The sequence below is a fragment of the Gracilibacillus saliphilus genome (genome assembly GCF_010994085.1).
Classification (GTDB): domain Bacteria; phylum Bacillota; class Bacilli; order Bacillales; family Amphibacillaceae; genus Gracilibacillus; species Gracilibacillus lacisalsi.
The window spans coordinates 318,240-338,338 of record NZ_WJEB01000002.1; the positions used below are offsets into that span (position 1 = coordinate 318,240).

Here is a 20,099-nt window from a genome sequence, read left to right on the forward strand (position 1 = left end):
ATACCCTTGCAAACAGTGCTTTAGGTTGTTATAATTCTTCTGTATGACAAAAATGCTCAGCAAGCATGAATCTAACTCTGTTTCCTCAGGATTCAGGGCAAAAGGAGTGGACAGACATGAAAAAAGATATTCATCCAGAATACCACAAAGTTGTATTTCTTGATACAAGCTCTGACTACAAATTTCTAGGCGGATCTACTACAACATCTGAAGAGACAATTGAATGGGAAGATGGCAATACTTACCCATTAATCCGTGTAGAAATCAGCTCAGCTTCTCACCCGTTCTATACTGGTAAGCAAAAAGCTGATAAAGTCGGCGGTCGTGTTGACCGATTCAAGAAAAAATACAACCTTAGCTAATTGGTATTTTTTCACTGTACGACGATATAATAGGATACAAATCCTTGAAACAGGCAAATGCACCAAAAATTTGCCTGTTTTTTATTTGATGTTTAGAGGCTGGACAATGTAATCAGCTACATATTTATACGAAAAACATGGTAAAATGTTTAAATATAGAGAAACAATAATGCTGGAAGGGGCAACATTATCATGCACATTATGAAGCATGCCGGTTGGATTGAACTAATATGCGGAAGCATGTTTTCAGGCAAATCAGAAGAATTAATTCGCAGAGTACGTCGCGCAACTTACGGTAACCTCTCTGTTGCTGTATATAAACCACTAATTGACAATCGTTATAAAGATGAATGTGTCGTTTCCCATAATGGGTCAGAGTTAGTAGCAAAACCTGTCAAACGAGCAATTGACATATTAGAAGACATTACGGATGATATTGATCTAATCGGAATCGATGAAGTACAATTCTTTGATGATGATATTATTCATATCGTGTCAGAACTGGCTGATAGAGGTCATCGTGTTGTTCTTGCAGGATTAGATACAGATTTCCGCGGTGAACCATTTGGACCGATGCCACAGCTTTTGGCGATTAGTGAATTTGTCACCAAATTAAATGCAGTATGTCCCGTCTGTGGTTCACCTGCAAGCAGAACCCAACGTTTAATTAATGGCAGTCCTGCTTCCTATGATGATCCTGTTATTTTAGTTGGTGCCAAAGAAGCATATGAACCGCGTTGCAGACATCACCACGACGTTCCAAATCATCCGAAAAGTAAATTAAAAGCACATAGTAGATTTTGACGGTCTCCGTTATTTTTAATATACTGTATCATAGTGAAGTTTTGCTAATCGGAGAAAGAGGTGAAGAACGTGTTAGATCGCTTAGAATCGTTAGAAGCACGTTATGATAAATTGAATGAATTATTAAGTGACCCTGAAGTCATTAATGATTCGAAAAAATTAAGAGAGTATTCGAAAGAGCAATCAGATCTTCAAGATGTGATTTCAGCTTATCGTGAATATAAAGATGTCTCTACACAACTAGATGATGCTAAAGAGATGTTAGAAGACGATCTTGATGATGAAATGCGCGAAATGGCAAAGATGGAAGTTGCGGAGCTTTCTGATCAAAAAGAAGAGTTGGAAGAACGTCTGAAAATTTTATTACTACCGAAAGATCCTAACGATGACAAAAACGTTATTATGGAGGTTCGCGGTGCAGCTGGAGGGGATGAAGCAGCCCTTTTTGCTGGAGATTTATTCAGAATGTATTCCCGTTATGCGGAATCACAAGGCTGGAAAATTGATATAATGGACTCCAATACGACTGGTGTTGGTGGATTTAAAGAAGTTGTTTTCATGATCAATGGAACTGGCGCCTACTCGAAATTAAAGTTTGAAAATGGTGCCCACCGTGTACAACGAGTACCGGAAACTGAATCGGGCGGGCGTATTCACACTTCAACAGCAACCGTAGTCGTTATGCCGGAAGCAGAAGAAGTGGAAATCGACATTAATGAAAAAGATATCCGCGTTGATACCTTTGCGTCTAGTGGTCCTGGTGGACAATCGGTAAATACCACGATGTCTGCAGTCCGATTAACGCATGAACCAACAGGAATAGTTGTATCGATTCAAGACGAAAAATCGCAAATTAAAAACAAAGAAAAAGCGATGAAAGTTTTACGTGCTCGTATTTATGATAAATTCCAACAGGAAGCACAAGCAGAATATGATCAAACACGTAAATCTGCTGTCGGTTCTGGTGATCGTTCAGAGCGGATCAGAACGTATAACTTCCCGCAAAATCGTGTAACAGACCACCGTATCGGTCTGACCATTCAAAAGCTTGATCAAATCTTAGAAGGTAAGCTGGAAGAAGTAATCGATGCACTTATCATCGAAGAACAAGCGAAGAAAATGGAAGAAATCGGTGAATAACATGCAAATATCAACTGTACATGGGGCCCTGGAATGGGCTTCTTCTTTTTTACAAAAACATAACTGTGAACCGAAAGTGGCAGAAATTTTACTTTTACACATAATGGATTGGTCAAAAACCGACCTAATCATTCATTTACGCGATTCGATTGCTGAAGGTAAGTTAGCCGAATTTCAGCAAAAGGTCGAACAACATGCCGAAACAAAAATCCCCGTTCAGCATTTAACAGGTATCGAAGCATTTTATGGTCGTATCTTCCATGTTAATAAACATGTGCTCATTCCAAGACCGGAAACAGAAGAACTCGTTCAACAGGTAATAGAAGCTGTGGATAAAACCAATATTACTTGTGTGGATATCGGAACAGGCAGTGGCGTAATCGCTATCAGCCTGGCAAAAGAATGGGAACACAACAGGCAGATCGAAATGCTCGCAACAGATCTCTCTGAAGAGGCATTAAAAGTCGCTAAAAAAAACGCAGACAAACATGAAGCGAAGGTTGACTTTTATCACGGGAGTTTCTTAGAACCAATCATCACACAAGGAAAAAAAGTCGATCTTATCGTCTCCAACCCTCCTTATATTGCATACGGTGAAGCTGAGGGTCTTTCGGAAACCGTAAAACATTTTGATCCGGAAATGGCGTTGTTTGCAGATCACAATGGTTTAGCCGCTTATCAACAAATTATTCACCAAGCAGGTCGAGTATTAAATAAACAAGGCATGATCTTTTTTGAAATTGGCCATAAACAAGCAGAAGTAGTTAATCAACTGATTAAGCAGCAATTTCCTAACAGTGAAGTGACCATCTTCCAAGACATCAATGGCAAAGACCGAATTGTACGAGCGATGTTGTAAGCAGGAACAACTTATTAAAGAAAAAGCCGTTTCGGAGATAAAACGAAAGGCATAAAATTACGTTAAAAAGTGAGGTTATACGATGATTGCAAAAACTGAAGAGGATTTTAATGGTTTAAAAGAAATTGGTCGAATTTGTGGAGCGATTCGAGATGAATTAGTCCATTGCACTAAACCTGGAATTACTACAAAAGAACTCGATGAAATTGCTGGAGAGATGTTTGAAAAAGCAGGAGCTCAATCTGCTCCAAAAGGAGTATACGATTTCCCTGGATATACGTGTATTAGCATCAATGAAGAAGTAGCGCACGGGATTCCTGGAGATCGGACCATTCAAGAAGGGGACCTTGTGAATATTGATGTTTCAGGTTCGAAAAACGGTTATTTCGCAGACACTGGAATTTCTTTTGTAATGGGGGAAGGAGAGAGCCATTTACAGAAAATATGTGACGTTGCTAAAGAAGCATTCGACGCTGGTCTAAAGAAGGCAAAACCAGGTTCGAAAAAAAGCGCGCTCGGAAAAACTGTACACAATGTAGCAAAACAACACGGCTTAACCGTCATCAAAAATCTTACTGGACACGGTGTTGGGCGCTCCATTCATGAAGCACCAGATCATATTTTCAATTACTACTCGCGCTGGGATGACGAAATTTTAAAAGATGGTATGGTCATTGCCTTTGAACCTTTTATCTCGACATTGGAAGAAGAAGTTTACCAATCCGAAGATGGATGGACCTTCCTAACCGACGAAAGTTTTGTGGCTCAATACGAACATACGATTATTCTTACGAAGGAAGGACCGCTTATTACTACATCGTAATAGCGCTAATGCCACATATTGTTACTAGATAAAAGTCCTCCTTATCGAAAAATTAATAGATTAAAAGTTTAAAAGCTTTCGATATTGTCCACACTGTGACTAGCAAACGTTAATTACAGGGGGATTAAAAAATGCGAAAGCTTATTTTATTTAGTGTACTTATATTTTTAATTATAGGTTTTTTTCCACAAAAGGTAACGAGTAACGAACAATCCTACCAAGTTATTCCTGATGAAGCAATCCGTTTAAGGATTTTAGCAAACAGCGATGCTGAGAAAGATCAGGAGCTAAAACACGCTGTTAGGGATGCGGTAAATGAAGAAGTGACAGAATGGGTAGAAGAAATGGATGATATTGACGAAGCGAGACAACTGATTTCCTCTCGCATTGATGATATCGATCAAATCGTGAAAGATACAGTAGCAGGTGAAGCGTATACGGTGGAATATCGTAAAGATGTTAAATTTCCGACGAAACTATATGATGATTATCTCTACCCAGCTGGCGAATACGAAGCAATTCTGATCACTTTAGGAGAAGCAGAAGGATCCAATTGGTGGTGTGTTGTTTTTCCGCCATTATGTTTTTTAGATTTTTCATTTGGTACAACTGTGGAGGCTGCCGAAGCTGATCAAGAGGATCAAGAAACAGAAGAACAAGAGGAAGAAGAAAAGGGAGAAGAGGAAGTAGAATACACTTTTTTCTTTTTAAAATGGTTTAATTAATCATAAAACTATCATTTTGTCATAGATTAATAGTAAGACGAAATGATAGAGGTGAGAGGATGCAATTAATACCGACGAAGGAGTTGGATCAAAAGGAATTTGAAGCTTTTTTTGATGAAAAGGTGCCGCAATTCAATGAAATAGAGATGAAGCAATATGGATATTTTATTTATAAAAAAGAAGAACCGGCAGCCTTTTTCTCCCTTATTCCAGTTGATCGCCATACGTATTGGTTACGGAGTTTAATCATGAAAAGAAATGCACCTGTTCTACTACCGGTATCGATTATTCAAACAGCAGAGAAGTTAACGCAGAGTTATGGTGCTAAGTCTTTAATTATCCACAGCAAAACAGCTGTTCTCGAGCAGTTATTAACACAATTAGGATATAACCTGACAGATCAAGTTTTAGAAGAATCATTACAAGCATCGTGGTGGATAACTATCCTAGAAAATGTGGATAAAAACAACGGTTATACACAAAATTATATGTGAATGTGTAAAACCTTGTGTGTAACTAAAAGGATTTATCATTTATAAATATGCTCTGTTTATAAAAATGTGTATAAAGGGCTGATTTGTACACATTTTTTATAATTGTTGTGGAAAATGCTGTGGATAACAAAAGGTGCTTGCACAATTTTCTTGATAACTTCATAATAGTGGGTAGAATCTATCTAGATCGAGGGATAACATGAAAACAGAAAAATGGGATGCAAGCAAACAGTCATTAATAAAAGCCGCTCAATTATTAAATAAGCAAGAAGTAGTGGCATTTCCCACTGAAACAGTTTACGGATTAGGAGCGGATGCAACGAGTGAAGTTGCGGTCTCAAAGATTTTTAAAGCCAAAGGCCGCCCATCTGATAACCCTTTAATTGTCCATGTCCATGATCAAAGTCAAATCCAACATTATGTTACGGAGATATCCACAATGGCCCAACAGTTAATCGAACATTTTATGCCGGGCCCTTTTACGATTATCTTACAAAGTAATGGAACTGTCGCAGACACGGTCACAGCTGGATTGGACACCGTGGGAATCAGGATTCCTGACCATCCAATCGGTAGGGCGCTAATTCAAGAGGCTAACCTGCCACTTGCTGCACCAAGTGCAAATCTTTCGGGAAAACCGAGTCCAACGACAGCTGAGCATGTTTACCAGGATTTATACGGAAGAATTGCTGGAATTATTGATGGTGGTGCGACAGGCGTAGGTTTAGAATCAACTGTTGTCGATGCAACAGGTGATATACCGGTTATTTTAAGACCTGGTGGCGTGACTAAACAGCAGATAGAGCAAGTTGCAGGCAAAGTGGAATTAACAAGTTCTCTAAAAGAAAATCAGCCAAAATCACCGGGGATGAAATATACTCATTATGAACCAGACGCTCCGCTTGTATTAATAGATGGCGATCAAAGCTTTTTCCAAAATTATATCCACAGCTATCAACAAGAAGGAAAAAAAGTTGGGATCATTGCCAGTAAACCGTTAGTTAATCAGCTTCAAGCTGATATCAGTTATAACTGTGGCAGTCGAGATGACTTATCTCAAGTAGCCGCTAACCTTTACTACGGATTAAGGTATTTTAATGACACGGACGTTGACATTATTTTAGCTGAAACCTACCCGCAAGAAGGTATTGGTGATGCTATCATGAATCGACTGACGAAAGCTGCCACTCATCGTTATACGCAAAACAAAAACATATAACGATCCCCCCACGCATAAGAATGGGACAAGGGGACTAGCATGTCTCACTTGTTATTTGTTTAAGTGCGAAGGGGGCTTTTTTTTTGAATGGTAACATCAATCATGGAAATTATATCTATTATATGTATGGCATTTGCCTTGGGAATGGATGCCTTTTCAGTCGGATTAGGGATGGGGATGCAAGAAATCCGTTTGAAAAGAATATTTTTAATCGGTCTTGTGGTCGGTATTTTTCATATGATCATGCCCTTTATTGGTTTGTTGTTAGGTTCAATACTTTCCGATAAAATAGAAGGAATTGCCATACTTGCTGCAGGGTTATTATTATGTGCAATTGGGTTTCAAATGATGTTTCAAACTTTTTGGCAAAAAGATACACAAATATTAGCGCCGGTTGGTTTTGGCTTAATCATGTTTGCTTTTAGTGTAAGTTTGGATAGCTTTTCAATTGGTCTATCACTTGGCCTTTCTGGAGTTGCAACAGTATTTGCAATTACCATGTTCGGTCTTTTCAGTACGGTATTAACTTGGTGTGCATTACTAATAGGCAGAAGAACTCATCATTTGCTAGGCACCTACAGTGAACTGTTGGGAGGAGCTATTCTCTTTGCTTTTGGACTGCACGTATTATTCTAATAATATGATATAATAAAAGGAGATTATGATTTGTATCTGGAAAAGAACCCCGCTTCTTTAGATATATGATTAAATTAAAGGTTGGGAAACGAATATCCAAGGGAGAGAACGCCTACTCCATGGAAAAAGTCTTCTCTTCCAAAGGAAAAAGACAGATATCCACGGAACAGAAGGAAATATCCTTGGAAGGGAAATGCTGCTCCTTGGAAAAAGGCAGATATCCCAGGAAGAACTTCACTAGCTCCTTGGAAATTATTTAATGATGAAAATAATGAGTAGTATCAATAATGGAGGCAAGCAATACATGAATATTTTGTTCGTTTGTACAGGCAATACTTGTCGCAGTCCGATGGCTCAAGCGATATTACAACATAAAACAGAGCATAACGTTCAATCAGCCGGACTCTTTGCAGGTGAAGGGATGCCGGCTTCCGAAGGGACAAGCGAGGTATTGAAACAGGAAGGAATCTCATCTTACCATAAGTCTCAACCTGTTACAGAAGATTTGATAAAATGGGCTGATTTAGTTCTAACCATGACGCAGAATCATCGAGATATGTTGAAACAAAGCTATCCAGCAGATACAGGGAAAATCTTTACCTTAAAAGAGTATGCTGACCCAAACTATGAAAAAAATTGGAATGAGCTAAAAGAAGCCTATGCGCAATTAGAGGAAGCAAAATTAACAGAAAGTGAAGTTGACCCAAATTTACTAGATCAAATTAATCAGTTGGAAAAGCAAGTTCAAAACGTTGATATAATCGATCCGTTTGGCGGAAATTACATGACTTATCAAAAAACTTATGAAGATTTGGACAATTATCTTGAACTATTAGTCAAAAAGATAGACAATAAAGATAGATAAAAAGTCATGTTTTTTGAGGAGGACGTCAAATGGAAGGGAAAACAAAAAAAGGGGTAAGTCTAAGGATAAGATTGGTAATATTTACAACTTTGCTAGCTCTCATTACATACTCTACTAGTGCGCTATTTATTTATGTTTTAAAAGATATAATAGGGGGGTTTATTGATATCCCTGATGTATGGTATGTATTAGGGACATTAACACTTGGGATTATCTGGTCTGGTATTTTAGCGTTCTTTGCAGCAGGATTTATTACGAAATCACTTAACAAATTGAAAAGTGTTGCAATTAAAGTGGCAGATGGAGATTTAAATGTCGAGATTGAACAACCGAAAACGAACGGCGATGAAATCAGTGAATTAACGATCGCATTTCAAAAAATGGTCCACCATTTAAAAACAGTTTTAACGGAAATTGAACAACATGCGTCAGAAACATCGCAATCTGTACATAAAATGAAAGATGCGGCATCTAAAACAAAACAACAGACAGATGTTTTAGAGGATACGATAGGTCAAATTTCGACTGGTGCCGAAGAAACTTCTGATGCGATTCAACAAACAGCAGAAGCAGTGGAAAATTCCACACGTTTAGCAACCCAAGTAGATCAAAAAGCAGAAGATTCACAGCTTAAATCTAATGAAATGGTTGAGCAGTTAAATGAATCTAAAGAGGTTATCAGTCAATTAGTTTCAGGTATTGGCCAGCTGGCAGATAATCAGGATTATGCACTTCATGACGTGAATCGTTTATCCCAAAAGGCGAAAGAAGTCGAAAATGTTATCTCGCTTGTAGGTGACATTAGTGAACAAACGAACCTTTTAGCATTGAATGCATCGATTGAGGCATCTCGTGCAGGGGAAGAAGGAAAAGGGTTTGCGGTTGTTGCTGAAGAAGTGAGGAAATTAGCGGATCAAAGTTCTGACGCTGTGCAAACCATTTCTAACTTGATTCAGGATATGCAAAAAGATGTCGAACTGGTAGTAGGCAATATGCGTACACAGGTTGATGAAACACGTGGAGAAGTGAAAAAAGGGGAAGAAACGAACCAAGTTATCGATAATATGTCGGATTCGGTATACCAGGTAGCATCCGCTATCAGAGAAATATCACAGCTCGTAGACAATCAGTTACAAGAAATCGAAGCAACACAAGCGAAGTCACAAAATGTTGCTGCGATTGCGGAAGAAACGTCTGCTGGTGCCCAAGAAATGCAGGCTACTGTTGAGGAACAGGCAGGTTTTGCCGAAAATTTAGAGGAGTTGGCGATCTCACTCGATCAACAAGCACAAAACTTGAAAATAAAGATCGAGCAATTTAAGCTAAGCTAAACAACACTTTTATAAAAAAAGGAGCAATAAATGCGATGAAAGTCATTTTAGCATCTGATCACGGCGGGATTCATTTATCTAAAGAAATTGCATCTCTATTAAAAGAATTAAATATGGAATATGAAGATATAGGCTGCAATTGTGCAGATTCTGTTGATTACCCTGATTACGGAATTCCGGCAGCTGAACGAGTAGCAAATGGAGAATTTGATCGTGGTATTTTGATTTGTGGGACAGGAATCGGAATGTCGATCGCAGCTAACAAAGTAAAAGGCATTCGTGCTGCACTCGTACATGACGTTTTTAGTGCTAAAGCAACTCGAGAGCATAACGATTCGAACATGATCACAATGGGAGAACGTGTCATTGGGGCTGGCCTGGCAAGAGAAATTGTCAAAGAATGGCTAGGTACAGAGTTCCAAGGCGGTCGTCACGCTAATCGAATTGGAAAAGTATCAGATTACGAGAATAAGTAATGAAATGAGGGGAAATTCCATGAAACTCGATCAATGGGGATTAGATCTCAAAGCAATTGTGGATGAATGGATTTCACTCGAGCTTCTTTCCGAAGGTGACCTTTTTGTCGTCGGTTGTTCGACGAGTGAAGTCGCTGGGGAACGTATTGGTACAGCAGGTAGTGAGGAAGTAGCAGCAATGATTTTTCGTGAACTAACTCGCTTAAAGGAAAAAACAGGTGTTCAGTTATGTTTCCAATGCTGTGAACACCTGAACCGAGCGATCGTCTTAGAAAAGAAAATCATGCGCGAACGAAACCTTGATCAAGTGTCAGTAAGACCAGTACGAAAAGCTGGCGGCTCGATGGCGGCATACGCATATGATCATTTAGAAGATGCGGTGGTAGTTGAGTCCATACAAGCAGATGCCGGTATCGATATTGGCGAAACGATGATTGGTATGCAACTGAAGCCTGTGGCAATCCCGCTTCGAATGGAGAAGCGTTACGTAGGTCATGCAAGAACAACGAATGCACGAACAAGACCAAAATTAATTGGTGGCCCAAGAGCAGTTTATCCCGGATAATAAGCGAGCTAAATATGCACCTTTTTTATTTTCACGAATAAAAGGTGCATATTTTCTTGTTTTTATTCGTGAAAAAGTATAGAATTATTTGAAAAATGATGTTATTTTATAATAAGATCATGTAAATAACGAATAATATGAAACACCTACCAAAAATTATTAGGGGGAGCAAAAATGGATCACGTAAAAAATTTTGATGCAGAAATTTTCCAAGCGATGGAAGATGAAAGAAAACGCCAGAACGATAAGATTGAATTGATTGCTTCAGAAAACTTTGTCTCAGAAGCAGTAATGGAAGCACAAGGCTCGGTATTAACCAATAAGTATGCAGAAGGATATCCTGGTCGCCGTTACTATGGTGGATGTGAGCATGTTGATGTCGCAGAGGATTTAGCCCGCGACCGTGCCAAAGAATTGTTCGGTGCAGAGCATGTTAATGTTCAGCCACACTCTGGTGCACAGGCAAATATGGCGGTTTATTTTACTATTTTAGAGCCCGGTGACACAGTACTCGGTATGAACTTAAGTCACGGTGGACACTTAACACACGGAAGTCCAGTTAACTTTAGTGGTAAACTGTTCAATTTTGTTGATTATGGTGTTGATCAGGAATCCGAACAAATTGATTATGAGGATGTATTGGCAAAAGCAAAAGAAGTACAGCCGAAATTAATCGTTGCCGGTGCAAGTGCTTATCCTCGCCAAATTGATTTTGCGAAATTCCGTGAAATTGCTGACGAAGTAGGAGCATATTTAATGGTAGATATGGCACACATCGCAGGACTTGTGGCAACAGGTTTACATCCAGATCCGGTACCACACGCACATTTCGTAACGACAACAACGCACAAAACATTACGCGGTCCACGTGGTGGTATGGTGTTATGTAAAGAAGAATTTGCTAAGAAAATTGATAAAACGGTATTTCCTGGTATGCAAGGTGGCCCGTTAATGCACGTAATCGCGGCAAAAGCAGTAGCCTTCAAAGAAGCATTACAACCATCCTTCAAAGAGTATGGTCAAAACATTATTAAAAATGCTAAGAAATTCGGTGAAGTGCTAGAATCAGAAGGTATCCGCACCGTATCAGGCGGAACTGACAACCACTTGTTATTATTAGATGTTCGCGGTCTAAACTTAACTGGTAAAGTTGCAGAAGCAGCACTAGATGAAGTGGGTATCACAACAAACAAAAACACGATTCCTTTTGACCCTGAAAGCCCATTTGTAACTAGTGGTGTCCGTGTTGGTACAGCAGCAGTAACATCCCGTGGCTTTGGAGAAGCGGAAATGGAAGAAGTCGCAAAAATTATTGCGCTAACGTTGAAGAATCCTGAAGACGAAGCAACTCTAAAAGAAGCTCGTGAACGCGTAGCAGCCCTAACTGCAAAATTCCCATTATATCAATAATACTAAAAAGCTAGACTACTAAGTCTGGCTTTTTTTCGTTTTATGTGAAAGTGCCCGGTAAATGTGCAAAAGTGCCCGATATCCGAGAAAAAACGCCCGATAAATGGAAAGAAGTGCCCGATATCCAAGGAAAAGTGCCCGATAAGTCATAAAAAGTGCCCGATATGAATAACCCCTTTCTATGTTCTCAAGCTTTGCTCAGTTATACTTGCATGCTTGTTTGTTTTTCTGTACAATTTTAAGGATGAATATTGTGGATTTTTGGGATAATAATTTGAAAAAAAAGGAGAGTTTTCCTCATGAGTAATGTGTTTGTATTAGATCATCCGTTAATTCAGCACAAATTGACGTACATACGAGATAAAAATACAGGAACGAAGGAATTCCGTGCTTTAGTAGATGAAGTTTCGACATTAATGGCTTTCGAAATTACGAGAGATCTCCCACTTGAGGAGAAAACTATTGAGACTCCTGTCACTACTGCTACAACCAAAGTATTAAGTGGTAAGAAAATGGGGATTATTCCTATTTTAAGAGCGGGATTAGGTATGGTGGATGGAATGCTGTCTCTTATTCCTGCTGCTAAAGTTGGACATGTTGGCCTTTATCGTGACCCTGAAACATTAAAACCTGTCGAATACTATATTAAACTCCCATCTGATATCGAAGAGCGTGAATTAATCGTAGTAGATCCAATGTTAGCAACTGGTGGATCTGCTAATGATGCCATTCATTCCTTGAAAAAACGTGGAGCAACTAACATTAAGTTAATGTGCTTACTCGCAGCTCCAGAAGGGGTAGAAGTCATTCAAAAAGATCACCCTGATGTTGATATTTACCTTGGAGCGCTTGATGAGAAGTTGAATGAAAAAGGATATATTATCCCAGGTCTCGGTGATGCAGGAGACCGCTTGTTCGGAACAAAATAGTACGCTAAACACAAAAAAGGAATGTTGTCATGCATTCCTTTTTTTGTATATTTAAAAGTATAAAATTTACGCAGATGTCTAGCTCCGAGCGCCAAAAAACTAGGCGACTTCACGAATCGCCCTACGATCAAAGAAGACTTGCCGATTGGTGAAAACCAGAGGCTTAGTCGCACTTTCATCGACTAAATTCGGTCACGTCCTGTGACCAACGTCGATACTAGAACATCGTATTCGTCGTACCTTTAGGTGAAAGTCATCATAGGTTCGTAAACTAACCGTGATTCCTTTATCTCAGTTGATTCTGAAGCCGCTACGTTTCTAAGCGAGCGCTCTGCGCTTTTCTTAAAAAGTACGCAAAAGAACAGGATTTGAGGTGGGAAATGTCGAAAGTAATAAAGGAAAATAGAAAAATCAAAAAAGGTAGGTAATGAAATGAAAGAAAAAATAGAAATGCTAATGCAAGCAAACTACGAATTAGACTATTTTATTGGCAATGTATTGGTAGCAAAAGGAGATCAAATATTATTCAATGAAAGCTATGGTATGTCTGACTATGAACAGAAAAAGCCGCACACCCCATCATCAAAGTTTCTGGTAGGTTCTGTATCCAAGCAATTCATTGCTGCTGCTATCATGAAGTTGCAAGAAGAAGGAAAATTACATGTTAAAGACACCCTGGACAAATATTTAAAACACTATACTTATGCACCCCAGATTACGCTTCATCACTTACTGACTCACAGTTCTGGAATCCCTAATTACACAGAAACCCTCGAATATTATCTCAACAGGACAAAAGTCCATACGCCCGAGGATATTATTGGTTATTTTAGCGATAGGAATTTACTGTTTAAACCTGGTAGTAAAAGTTATTATAGTAATTCTGGTTATGTTTTACTTACGAAAGTTATTGAATATATAACGGATCTATCTTATGAAGAATACTTAGATCAAGCGATTTTTCGGCCACTCAACATGAAGGATACGGGAGTACTTAAAAGCGGTACGAATATAGATAGGCCCATGATTGGATACACAGGTACAGCTGATGGTTATAAGGAAGGACCGGTGTTGGATATCTCCATATGCTATGGTGCAGGAGGAGTCTATTCAACAGTAGAAGACCTTTACAAATGGGACCAATCTTTATATTCGGATGCCATACTAAGTTCGGAGTCTCGTCATCAACTTTTTATAAAACACAGTGGAAATTACGGGTATGGATGGGAAGTTTCTGAAAAAAGTGTGCATCACGAAGGGGGAATTACAGGTTTTAACTCACTCATAAGTAGATATATGGATGAAAAGCTAGTTATTATTATATTAAGTAATCGAGCCTATTATGGTTCTCGAATTGATATTATTCATCAAGATATTCGTGCTATTCTAGATGGACAATTAATAACGTTACCACAGAAAAAAGATTACTTGGAACAAAATCAATTAAATTTCCAGAAGTATTTGGGAGAATATTTAGAGCCTAACATGAATATCCCCTTCAGCGTAGAGTATGTAAACGAGCGTCTCTGTATATATGAGGCTCAAAATCCAGCATATCCATTAGAACTAAAACCAATTAAACAATCACCTTCAGAAGATATTTTTAGCTTGGAAATGTCACCTGGTATTGTTTCATTTTTAAAAGACCCAGAAGGAGAGGTAAAAGCCGTTACTCTTTTTGAAGATGGATTTTCGGTTGAATTGGAAAAAATAAAATAATTTCATCTATTGATTTATTATTAGACATAGCTGAGAGAGTGACTCTGTATTCTTATTATGAGGTGGAGTATGTAATCTTTCCATACATATCTCCCCTTCCAAACGTAAACAATACTCCTATCTAATTAAAAGGAGTGCTTCTTGTGTCATTGATCTTATCCCTTTTCTTATTTACCGCAGCAGCTACAGATTCAACTGAATACTCCTTTATTATCGAAGTTGAAGGTGCTCCACATGAGTTTGCTGAACAAATAGAAACATATCATCCCCATGTAGAAGTTCTTGCAATTTACGACACGATCTTCAATGGCGTTGCAATCAAAACGGACCAGCGTAACCTCGAAAGAATCAAAAGACGCACAAACTTTCAACAAATCTATTCGGTTCAAGAATATCAAACACAAATAACAGAGACTAACATAAATGAAAGTATCCCTTTTTTAATACCTGAACCACTCCCCTATACTGGGAAAGGTGTCAAGGTAGGAGTTGTTGATACCGGAATAGACTATACACACCCCGACTTACAGGCCAATTATCGAGGTGGCTATGATCTGGTTGATTTTGATGATGACCCAATGGAAACAACCCCTGAGCAGGGTATGCCTACGTTACATGGTACCCATGTCGCGGGAATAATTGGTGCGAATGGACAGATGAAAGGTGTTGCGCCAGATGCGGAGTTATATGGCTACCGTGCACTTGGACCAGGTGGAACCGGGACATCGGTACAAGTGATGGCGGCAATCGAAAAGGCAGTCAAAGATGGAATGGACATAATCAACCTATCTTTAGGTAATTCGATTAATGGTCCCGATTGGCCGACAAGTGTCGCTGTTAACCGTGCTGCAGAACAAGGGGTCACAGTCGTCATTGCTAATGGTAATACAGGTCCTGATTTATGGACGGTTGGCTCACCTGCAACAGCGAATCAGGTTATTTCAGTCGGGGCATCAACCCCTAAGTTAAAGCGCCCTTTTTTGTACGAGCGATTTCATGACAAGAAAATTGAAATAATACCGATGCAAGGTTCCCCTAATTGGGATTTTCCACGTGACCTCGAAGTAACGAATCAAGAGGAAAAGGTTACACATGATACGATCCTAATGATGGAACGGGGAGAGATCCCTTTTGCTCAATTAGCTATAGAAGCAGAGGAAAAAGGAGCAGCAGCATTGTTAATCGCTAACAATGAAGAAGAAGGAGTCTTTGAAGGTGCAGTAGATCCGAATATTTCGATACCAGTAGCAGCAATTAGTCAAGAAGACGGCAAATGGCTAAAAGAGAATCCAGGCTATTTAAGCATAGAATATCAGGAGATTCAGGATACCGTTACCGATTTTAGTTCACGTGGCCCTGTTACTGTTAATTGGGCGATAAAGCCAGAAATCGTTGCTCCAGGTGCTGGTATTCTAAGTACAGTACCAGGTGGGTACCAAGCATTGAGCGGAACCAGTATGGCGGCACCACATGTGGCAGGGGTAATGGCATTACTGAAAGAAGCCCATCCAGATTGGACACCAGCACAGCTAAAAGCAGCGATACTTACGACAGCAAACCCGTTTCAAAACTTCCAACCTACTGAACAAGGGGCAGGTAAAATTGATGCCAAAGCAGCACTGGAAACAGATACGTTAATTGATCAGTCCCTGCTGCAATTTGGCAAAATAACGGACAACAGTGAACAAAAAGTAAGCAAGCTAACGGTGGAAAATATCTCAGATCATGAAAAGCGATATGCGTTTGAATTACCAGAGCAAGATACAGACATTCGTTTTCAGTTGCCGAAAAGCTTTACTTTAAAGCCAGACGAAAAGAAAACTGTAGAAGTAAAAGCAACGATCAGAACAGGACAAATGGAGGAAGGTATTAAACAAGGTTACCTATATGTAAATGAAACCCCCATTCCGTATATGTTCCTGACCGAAGCACACGATATCCCTAAAGCAATGGGGTTAGAGTTAACGATAACACCGTTGGAAGATAGTTATCATTATCAATTGTATTTGGTAGAAGAGGCTGAAAAATTGACGATCGACCTGTATGATGCCAAAACATTCGCATATGTTACTACCTTAGTTGAACGTACAGATTTAAAACCCGGTGTGATTGAAGGAGAAGTTGAACAACAAGAACAACTAAAAAACCAATATATCGCAAATATAACGATTGAAACCAACGAAAATCAAACCTACCAATATCAGACAATCTGGGAAGGGGGAGCAGGATGAGTTTTCTTATATAAGTGGTCAGGGGGGGACTGGATAAAAGTCCCTTTAAACCGCACAAAATCAGTTATTTCGAAACTCGAAGGAATTTTCACAATATTTTCAAAAAAGGGCTTGTTGTACTTGGTGACTAGCAGTGAAAGGGATCTGCCGAAAGGTGTGGAAACTTGTCCGTTTATTTTTGTTTTTTGTCTCTGAAATCGATTGACAATAGGGGGTCCCTATTGTATGCTAATTTAGTGTGGATGATAAGGGTTACAGAGGTATGACGAAAATCACTGCAGAAGAAAATAACATGTGTATATGTGAGATTTTCTTCCTTTATACATAAGTAATACGTTTGTATCATAGGAGTGAAAGAATGTCACCATCAAAAAGGAGCCCTTACCATGGTCTGGCGGTATATAGTGCTATTTTATCACAACTCGCTGGCGCACCGTTAATTGGCTTGTTTATTGGTAGAAATATAGACAAGTATTTATCCACATCACCACTTTTTTTAGTGATCGGACTTTTTTTGGGTCTGGGAGCCGGTTTTTATGGAACCATTCATTACGTACGAGATAAAACGGGAGACGAATAACCATGGATCAATACAAAAATATGATAACCCGTCAACGTAAATGGATGTTCTACCTTCTTGCACTTTTTGTTCTTGGCTGGGGGTTTACACCTTTCACAAGAATATTCCTCGGACTCCTCCTGGGAACAGCATTAAGCTTTTATAATTTGTGGGTTATGCAGCGGAAGATCGACCGATTCGGACAAGCTATCTCACATGGTGGTCGACCAGCAGGAATTGGTACATTTACCCGCTTAGCCACGGCAGCATTAGCGGTTATCATCGCAATGCGCTTTGAAGAATATTTCCATTTGATGGCTGTTATTTTGGGATTAATGACAACTTATGTTGTTATTATGATAGATTTTGCACTATTCAGAAAACAAGACGAGCAAAAGGAAGTGAGGTGAAGGAATTGGATCACGAATCACCGCTGTTGCATGATCTGTTTGGCATTCCGTGGTTAGATTTTAACCTATCCACTACTTTAATGACGTTTATTTCTTCTGTTATCGTATTTATTATTTGTACATTGGCAGCAAGAAATCTTCAGATGAAGCCAACCGGTTTCCAAAACTTTATGGAGTGGATTGTCGATTTTGTCAAAGGCATTATCGGGGATACGATGGATTGGAAAACAGGGAAAGTATTCTTACCACTAGGTTTAACTCTACTAGTGTACATTTTTATTAGTAACATCCTTGGTGTAATTACTATGGGGGTATGGGGACATACACTATGGTGGAAATCACCTACTTCTGATGCAACGCTCACATTATCATTATCAGCGTTGGTCATTATCTTAACCCATTATTACGGGGTGAAAACGAAAGGCTTCGGCGAGTATATGAAAGACTATGTCCGCCCTGTACCGTTTTTATTACCTTTCAAAATTATTGAGGAGTTTACAAACACCTTAACACTAGGTCTACGTCTCTTCGGTAATATCTTTGCTGGTGAAATTTTATTATCACTTATTACCAAAATGGCCATGGCGGCCTTACCATTCACGCTTATATCCATCATTCCTATGATGGCATGGCAAGGTTTTAGTTTATTTATTGGTGCTATTCAAGCATTTATTTTTACTATGTTAACAATGGTTTATATGTCTCATAAAGTGAGTTCAGACCATTAAAATAATACAATCTTAATTATCTATACATTTTAAAGGAGGAAACAAACAATGGGAGCTTTAGCAGCTGCAATTGCAATTGGTTTAGCGGCACTTGGTGCTGGTTTAGGTAACGGTATGATCGTAAGTCGTACAGTAGAGGGGATTGCACGTCAACCAGAATTAAGAGGTGCACTTCAAACAACAATGTTTATCGGGGTAGCGTTAGTAGAGGCGATTCCAATTTTCGCCGTAGTTATTGCCTTCATGGTAATGTAATTATACTTAATCTGATAGAATGGCGAAGTTCGTCTACGACAACCTTCGCCATTCCTTTGTAACAAGAAAAGCAAAGAGCGCCCGTTCAGCAATGTACAAACTGGACTGAACCGGAAGGAGATAAAGGAAACACGATGAGCTGAAAGCGAATCGATGTTGACTTATCGTGTCATGAGGTGAGGAAAGTTTGCTAGTTGCTGGGAGCTTGGAGCTAGACAACAAGAAAAGCAAAGAGTGCCGTTAAGAAACGTACGGTTTGGACTGAAGTGTAGGAGATAAAGGAAACACGACGAAGAAAGAGTCGATGTTGACTTATCGTACGAAGGTGAGGGAAAACCGCTAGTTTCTGGCACTTAGAGCTGGACAAACAAGAAAAGCAAAGAGCGCCCTATGAAATAAGGCGACATAAGCTATGAAAAAAGAATGTAATGTGAGAAGAAATAGATGACTAATCGTGGGAAGGAGTGAACACTGTGCAACTTTTAGCAGGTGGGCTCGTCATTCAAGCAGGTGGAATCGGCGGTTTACAAGGTGGAGATATGGCGTTTGCCATTGTCAGCTTTTTAGCTTTACTAGCATTATTGAAGAAGTTCGCGTGGGGTCCATTAATGAACAAAATGGAAGAACGTGAAAACCATATTGCCAATGAAATTGATACAGCTGAAAAGAACCGTGCCGAGGCAGAAAAAGCTGCGCGTGAGGCAAACGAACAATTAAAAGCGACGCGTCAAGAAGCGCAACAAATTATAGAAGATGCGAAAAAAGCTGGAACTGAGCAAGAACGAGCGATTATTGAAGCAGCAAACGAAGCAGCAGCTCGTATTAAGAAGTCTGCAGAAGAAGATATCGCACGCGAGAAAGAAAAAGCAGTTGAAGCACTTCAGGCACAAGTGGCAACATTATCTGTCCAGATTGCTACTAAAGTGATCGAGAAAGAAATTAATGCTGAAGATCAAGAACAGTTGATCAGTGAGTACATTAAAGAGGTAGGAGAAGAGCAATGAGTAAAACGAATGTAGCAAAGCGTTACGCAGAAGCTCTTTTTCAAATCGGTGCTGAAAAGGAAACAGTTGATTTCTTGGAAACGGAACTCGCAACAGTCAAGGAAGTTTTCCAAACGAATCAAGCATTTCTTCAATTTTTACAACATCCAAAAGTAGAAGCAGAAAAGAAAAAGCAGCTACTTAACGAAGCGTTCGCAGGCTTTTCGAAGGAAGTACTACATACACTTTCGTTACTTGTAGATCGCCATAACGAATCGATTGTTCCAGATATTGTCGATCACTTTATCACTTTTGCTAATCAGGCAAAAGGTGTGAAAGAGGCAACGGTCTTTTCGGTTCGCGCATTATCAGATGCAGAAAAAGAAGAAATCGAAAATGTGTTCACGAAGAAACTAAATGTAAAAACGTTGAAAATAAATAACCATGTCGATCCATCCGTTATTGGTGGTGTCAAGATTAAAGTCGGCAACACAGTATATGACGGCTCTGTCAAAGGTAAATTGGATCGTCTCGAACGACAAATAAGAAGAGCAAATTAAGGACGATAGGGGTGAA

23 protein-coding genes are annotated in these 20,099 nt (G+C 39.3%); all 23 read left to right on the forward strand.

What is annotated here, in order from left to right:
- The first annotated feature begins 116 nt into the window (after positions 1-116).
- Entirely contained in the window at positions 117-362 is a 246-nt protein-coding gene (locus GHT08_RS05645) for a type B 50S ribosomal protein L31 (RefSeq protein WP_018930801.1), read from the forward strand.
- 192 nt (positions 363-554) lie between these two features.
- Entirely contained in the window at positions 555-1,166 is a 612-nt protein-coding gene (locus GHT08_RS05650; protein ID WP_163580464.1) for a thymidine kinase, read from the forward strand.
- A 69-nt stretch (positions 1,167-1,235) separates the two neighbouring features.
- Entirely contained in the window at positions 1,236-2,306 is a 1,071-nt protein-coding gene (gene prfA / locus GHT08_RS05655) for a peptide chain release factor 1 (protein ID WP_163580465.1), read from the forward strand.
- Between the two features lies 1 nt (position 2,307).
- Positions 2,308-3,165, forward strand: coding sequence for a peptide chain release factor N(5)-glutamine methyltransferase (gene prmC, locus GHT08_RS05660; RefSeq protein ID WP_163580574.1), 858 nt, complete (start codon positions 2,308-2,310; stop codon positions 3,163-3,165).
- Positions 3,166-3,247: 82 nt separating this feature from the next.
- On the forward strand, positions 3,248-3,988 hold the full coding sequence (gene map, locus GHT08_RS05665) for a type I methionyl aminopeptidase (protein WP_163580466.1): 741 nt from the start codon (positions 3,248-3,250) through the stop codon (positions 3,986-3,988).
- Positions 3,989-4,119: 131 nt separating this feature from the next.
- On the forward strand, positions 4,120-4,713 hold the full coding sequence (gene spoIIR, locus GHT08_RS05670) for a stage II sporulation protein R (protein ID WP_163580467.1): 594 nt from the start codon (positions 4,120-4,122) through the stop codon (positions 4,711-4,713).
- Between the two features lie 59 nt (positions 4,714-4,772).
- Complete coding sequence (locus GHT08_RS05675) at positions 4,773-5,207, forward strand: hypothetical protein (RefSeq protein ID WP_163580468.1); 435 nt, start codon at positions 4,773-4,775, stop codon at positions 5,205-5,207.
- Between the two features lie 199 nt (positions 5,208-5,406).
- The gene (locus GHT08_RS05680; RefSeq protein WP_163580469.1) at positions 5,407-6,426 is read left to right on the forward strand and encodes an L-threonylcarbamoyladenylate synthase; all 1,020 of its coding nucleotides are present in this window, start codon (positions 5,407-5,409) and stop codon (positions 6,424-6,426) included.
- Positions 6,427-6,513: 87 nt separating this feature from the next.
- Positions 6,514-7,062, forward strand: coding sequence for a manganese efflux pump MntP (locus GHT08_RS05685; protein WP_163580470.1), 549 nt, complete (start codon positions 6,514-6,516; stop codon positions 7,060-7,062).
- A 304-nt stretch (positions 7,063-7,366) separates the two neighbouring features.
- Positions 7,367-7,927, forward strand: a complete 561-nt coding sequence (locus tag GHT08_RS05690; protein WP_163580471.1) for a low molecular weight protein arginine phosphatase — start codon at positions 7,367-7,369, stop codon at positions 7,925-7,927.
- 29 nt (positions 7,928-7,956) lie between these two features.
- Entirely contained in the window at positions 7,957-9,258 is a 1,302-nt protein-coding gene (locus GHT08_RS05695; protein WP_163580472.1) for a methyl-accepting chemotaxis protein, read from the forward strand.
- 35 nt (positions 9,259-9,293) lie between these two features.
- On the forward strand, positions 9,294-9,734 hold the full coding sequence (rpiB, locus tag GHT08_RS05700; RefSeq protein ID WP_163580473.1) for a ribose 5-phosphate isomerase B: 441 nt from the start codon (positions 9,294-9,296) through the stop codon (positions 9,732-9,734).
- A gap of 19 nt (positions 9,735-9,753) precedes the next feature.
- Complete coding sequence (locus tag GHT08_RS05705; protein ID WP_163580474.1) at positions 9,754-10,299, forward strand: TIGR01440 family protein; 546 nt, start codon at positions 9,754-9,756, stop codon at positions 10,297-10,299.
- Positions 10,300-10,473: 174 nt separating this feature from the next.
- Entirely contained in the window at positions 10,474-11,709 is a 1,236-nt protein-coding gene (locus GHT08_RS05710) for a serine hydroxymethyltransferase (RefSeq protein WP_163580475.1), read from the forward strand.
- A 299-nt stretch (positions 11,710-12,008) separates the two neighbouring features.
- Positions 12,009-12,638, forward strand: coding sequence for a uracil phosphoribosyltransferase (upp, locus tag GHT08_RS05715; protein ID WP_163580476.1), 630 nt, complete (start codon positions 12,009-12,011; stop codon positions 12,636-12,638).
- 432 nt (positions 12,639-13,070) lie between these two features.
- Positions 13,071-14,357, forward strand: a complete 1,287-nt coding sequence (locus tag GHT08_RS05720; RefSeq protein ID WP_163580477.1) for a serine hydrolase domain-containing protein — start codon at positions 13,071-13,073, stop codon at positions 14,355-14,357.
- A 143-nt stretch (positions 14,358-14,500) separates the two neighbouring features.
- A complete protein-coding gene (locus GHT08_RS05725; protein WP_272953882.1) occupies positions 14,501-16,588 on the forward strand; it encodes a S8 family serine peptidase in 2,088 nt (695 codons plus the stop codon).
- A gap of 358 nt (positions 16,589-16,946) precedes the next feature.
- Positions 16,947-17,168 (forward strand): AtpZ/AtpI family protein, encoded by a 222-nt coding sequence (locus tag GHT08_RS05730; protein WP_163580478.1) that lies wholly within the window; start codon positions 16,947-16,949, stop codon positions 17,166-17,168.
- A 2-nt stretch (positions 17,169-17,170) separates the two neighbouring features.
- Positions 17,171-17,557, forward strand: coding sequence for an ATP synthase subunit I (locus GHT08_RS05735; RefSeq protein WP_163580479.1), 387 nt, complete (start codon positions 17,171-17,173; stop codon positions 17,555-17,557).
- Positions 17,558-17,562: 5 nt separating this feature from the next.
- On the forward strand, positions 17,563-18,285 hold the full coding sequence (gene atpB, locus GHT08_RS05740) for a F0F1 ATP synthase subunit A (RefSeq protein WP_163580480.1): 723 nt from the start codon (positions 17,563-17,565) through the stop codon (positions 18,283-18,285).
- 48 nt (positions 18,286-18,333) lie between these two features.
- Entirely contained in the window at positions 18,334-18,540 is a 207-nt protein-coding gene (gene atpE, locus GHT08_RS05745) for a F0F1 ATP synthase subunit C (RefSeq protein ID WP_018930781.1), read from the forward strand.
- A 473-nt stretch (positions 18,541-19,013) separates the two neighbouring features.
- Complete coding sequence (gene atpF / locus GHT08_RS05750; RefSeq protein ID WP_163580481.1) at positions 19,014-19,544, forward strand: F0F1 ATP synthase subunit B; 531 nt, start codon at positions 19,014-19,016, stop codon at positions 19,542-19,544.
- Positions 19,541-20,083: a F0F1 ATP synthase subunit delta gene (locus tag GHT08_RS05755; protein ID WP_163580482.1), complete on the forward strand. Its 543-nt coding sequence runs from the start codon at positions 19,541-19,543 to the stop codon at positions 20,081-20,083. The genes atpF and GHT08_RS05755 overlap by 4 nt, the downstream gene beginning before the upstream one ends.
- The last annotated feature ends 16 nt before the right edge of the window (positions 20,084-20,099 follow it).

Coding starts and splice junctions, on each gene's coding strand:
- atpE (WP_018930781.1), top strand. CDS start 18,334: ATGGGAGCTTTAGCAGCTGCAATTGCAATTGGTTTAGCGGCACTTGGT.
- upp (WP_163580476.1), top strand. CDS start 12,009: ATGAGTAATGTGTTTGTATTAGATCATCCGTTAATTCAGCACAAATTG.
- GHT08_RS05755 (WP_163580482.1), top strand. CDS start 19,541: ATGAGTAAAACGAATGTAGCAAAGCGTTACGCAGAAGCTCTTTTTCAA.
- GHT08_RS05650 (WP_163580464.1), top strand. CDS start 555: ATGCACATTATGAAGCATGCCGGTTGGATTGAACTAATATGCGGAAGC.
- map (WP_163580466.1), top strand. CDS start 3,248: ATGATTGCAAAAACTGAAGAGGATTTTAATGGTTTAAAAGAAATTGGT.
- GHT08_RS05710 (WP_163580475.1), top strand. CDS start 10,474: ATGGATCACGTAAAAAATTTTGATGCAGAAATTTTCCAAGCGATGGAA.
- GHT08_RS05705 (WP_163580474.1), top strand. CDS start 9,754: ATGAAACTCGATCAATGGGGATTAGATCTCAAAGCAATTGTGGATGAA.
- GHT08_RS05695 (WP_163580472.1), top strand. CDS start 7,957: ATGGAAGGGAAAACAAAAAAAGGGGTAAGTCTAAGGATAAGATTGGTA.
- prmC (WP_163580574.1), top strand. CDS start 2,308: ATGCAAATATCAACTGTACATGGGGCCCTGGAATGGGCTTCTTCTTTT.
- GHT08_RS05645 (WP_018930801.1), top strand. CDS start 117: ATGAAAAAAGATATTCATCCAGAATACCACAAAGTTGTATTTCTTGAT.
- GHT08_RS05720 (WP_163580477.1), top strand. CDS start 13,071: ATGAAAGAAAAAATAGAAATGCTAATGCAAGCAAACTACGAATTAGAC.
- GHT08_RS05680 (WP_163580469.1), top strand. CDS start 5,407: ATGAAAACAGAAAAATGGGATGCAAGCAAACAGTCATTAATAAAAGCC.
- GHT08_RS05690 (WP_163580471.1), top strand. CDS start 7,367: ATGAATATTTTGTTCGTTTGTACAGGCAATACTTGTCGCAGTCCGATG.
- GHT08_RS05675 (WP_163580468.1), top strand. CDS start 4,773: ATGCAATTAATACCGACGAAGGAGTTGGATCAAAAGGAATTTGAAGCT.
- GHT08_RS05685 (WP_163580470.1), top strand. CDS start 6,514: ATGGTAACATCAATCATGGAAATTATATCTATTATATGTATGGCATTT.
- rpiB (WP_163580473.1), top strand. CDS start 9,294: ATGAAAGTCATTTTAGCATCTGATCACGGCGGGATTCATTTATCTAAA.
- GHT08_RS05730 (WP_163580478.1), top strand. CDS start 16,947: ATGTCACCATCAAAAAGGAGCCCTTACCATGGTCTGGCGGTATATAGT.
- GHT08_RS05735 (WP_163580479.1), top strand. CDS start 17,171: ATGGATCAATACAAAAATATGATAACCCGTCAACGTAAATGGATGTTC.
- spoIIR (WP_163580467.1), top strand. CDS start 4,120: ATGCGAAAGCTTATTTTATTTAGTGTACTTATATTTTTAATTATAGGT.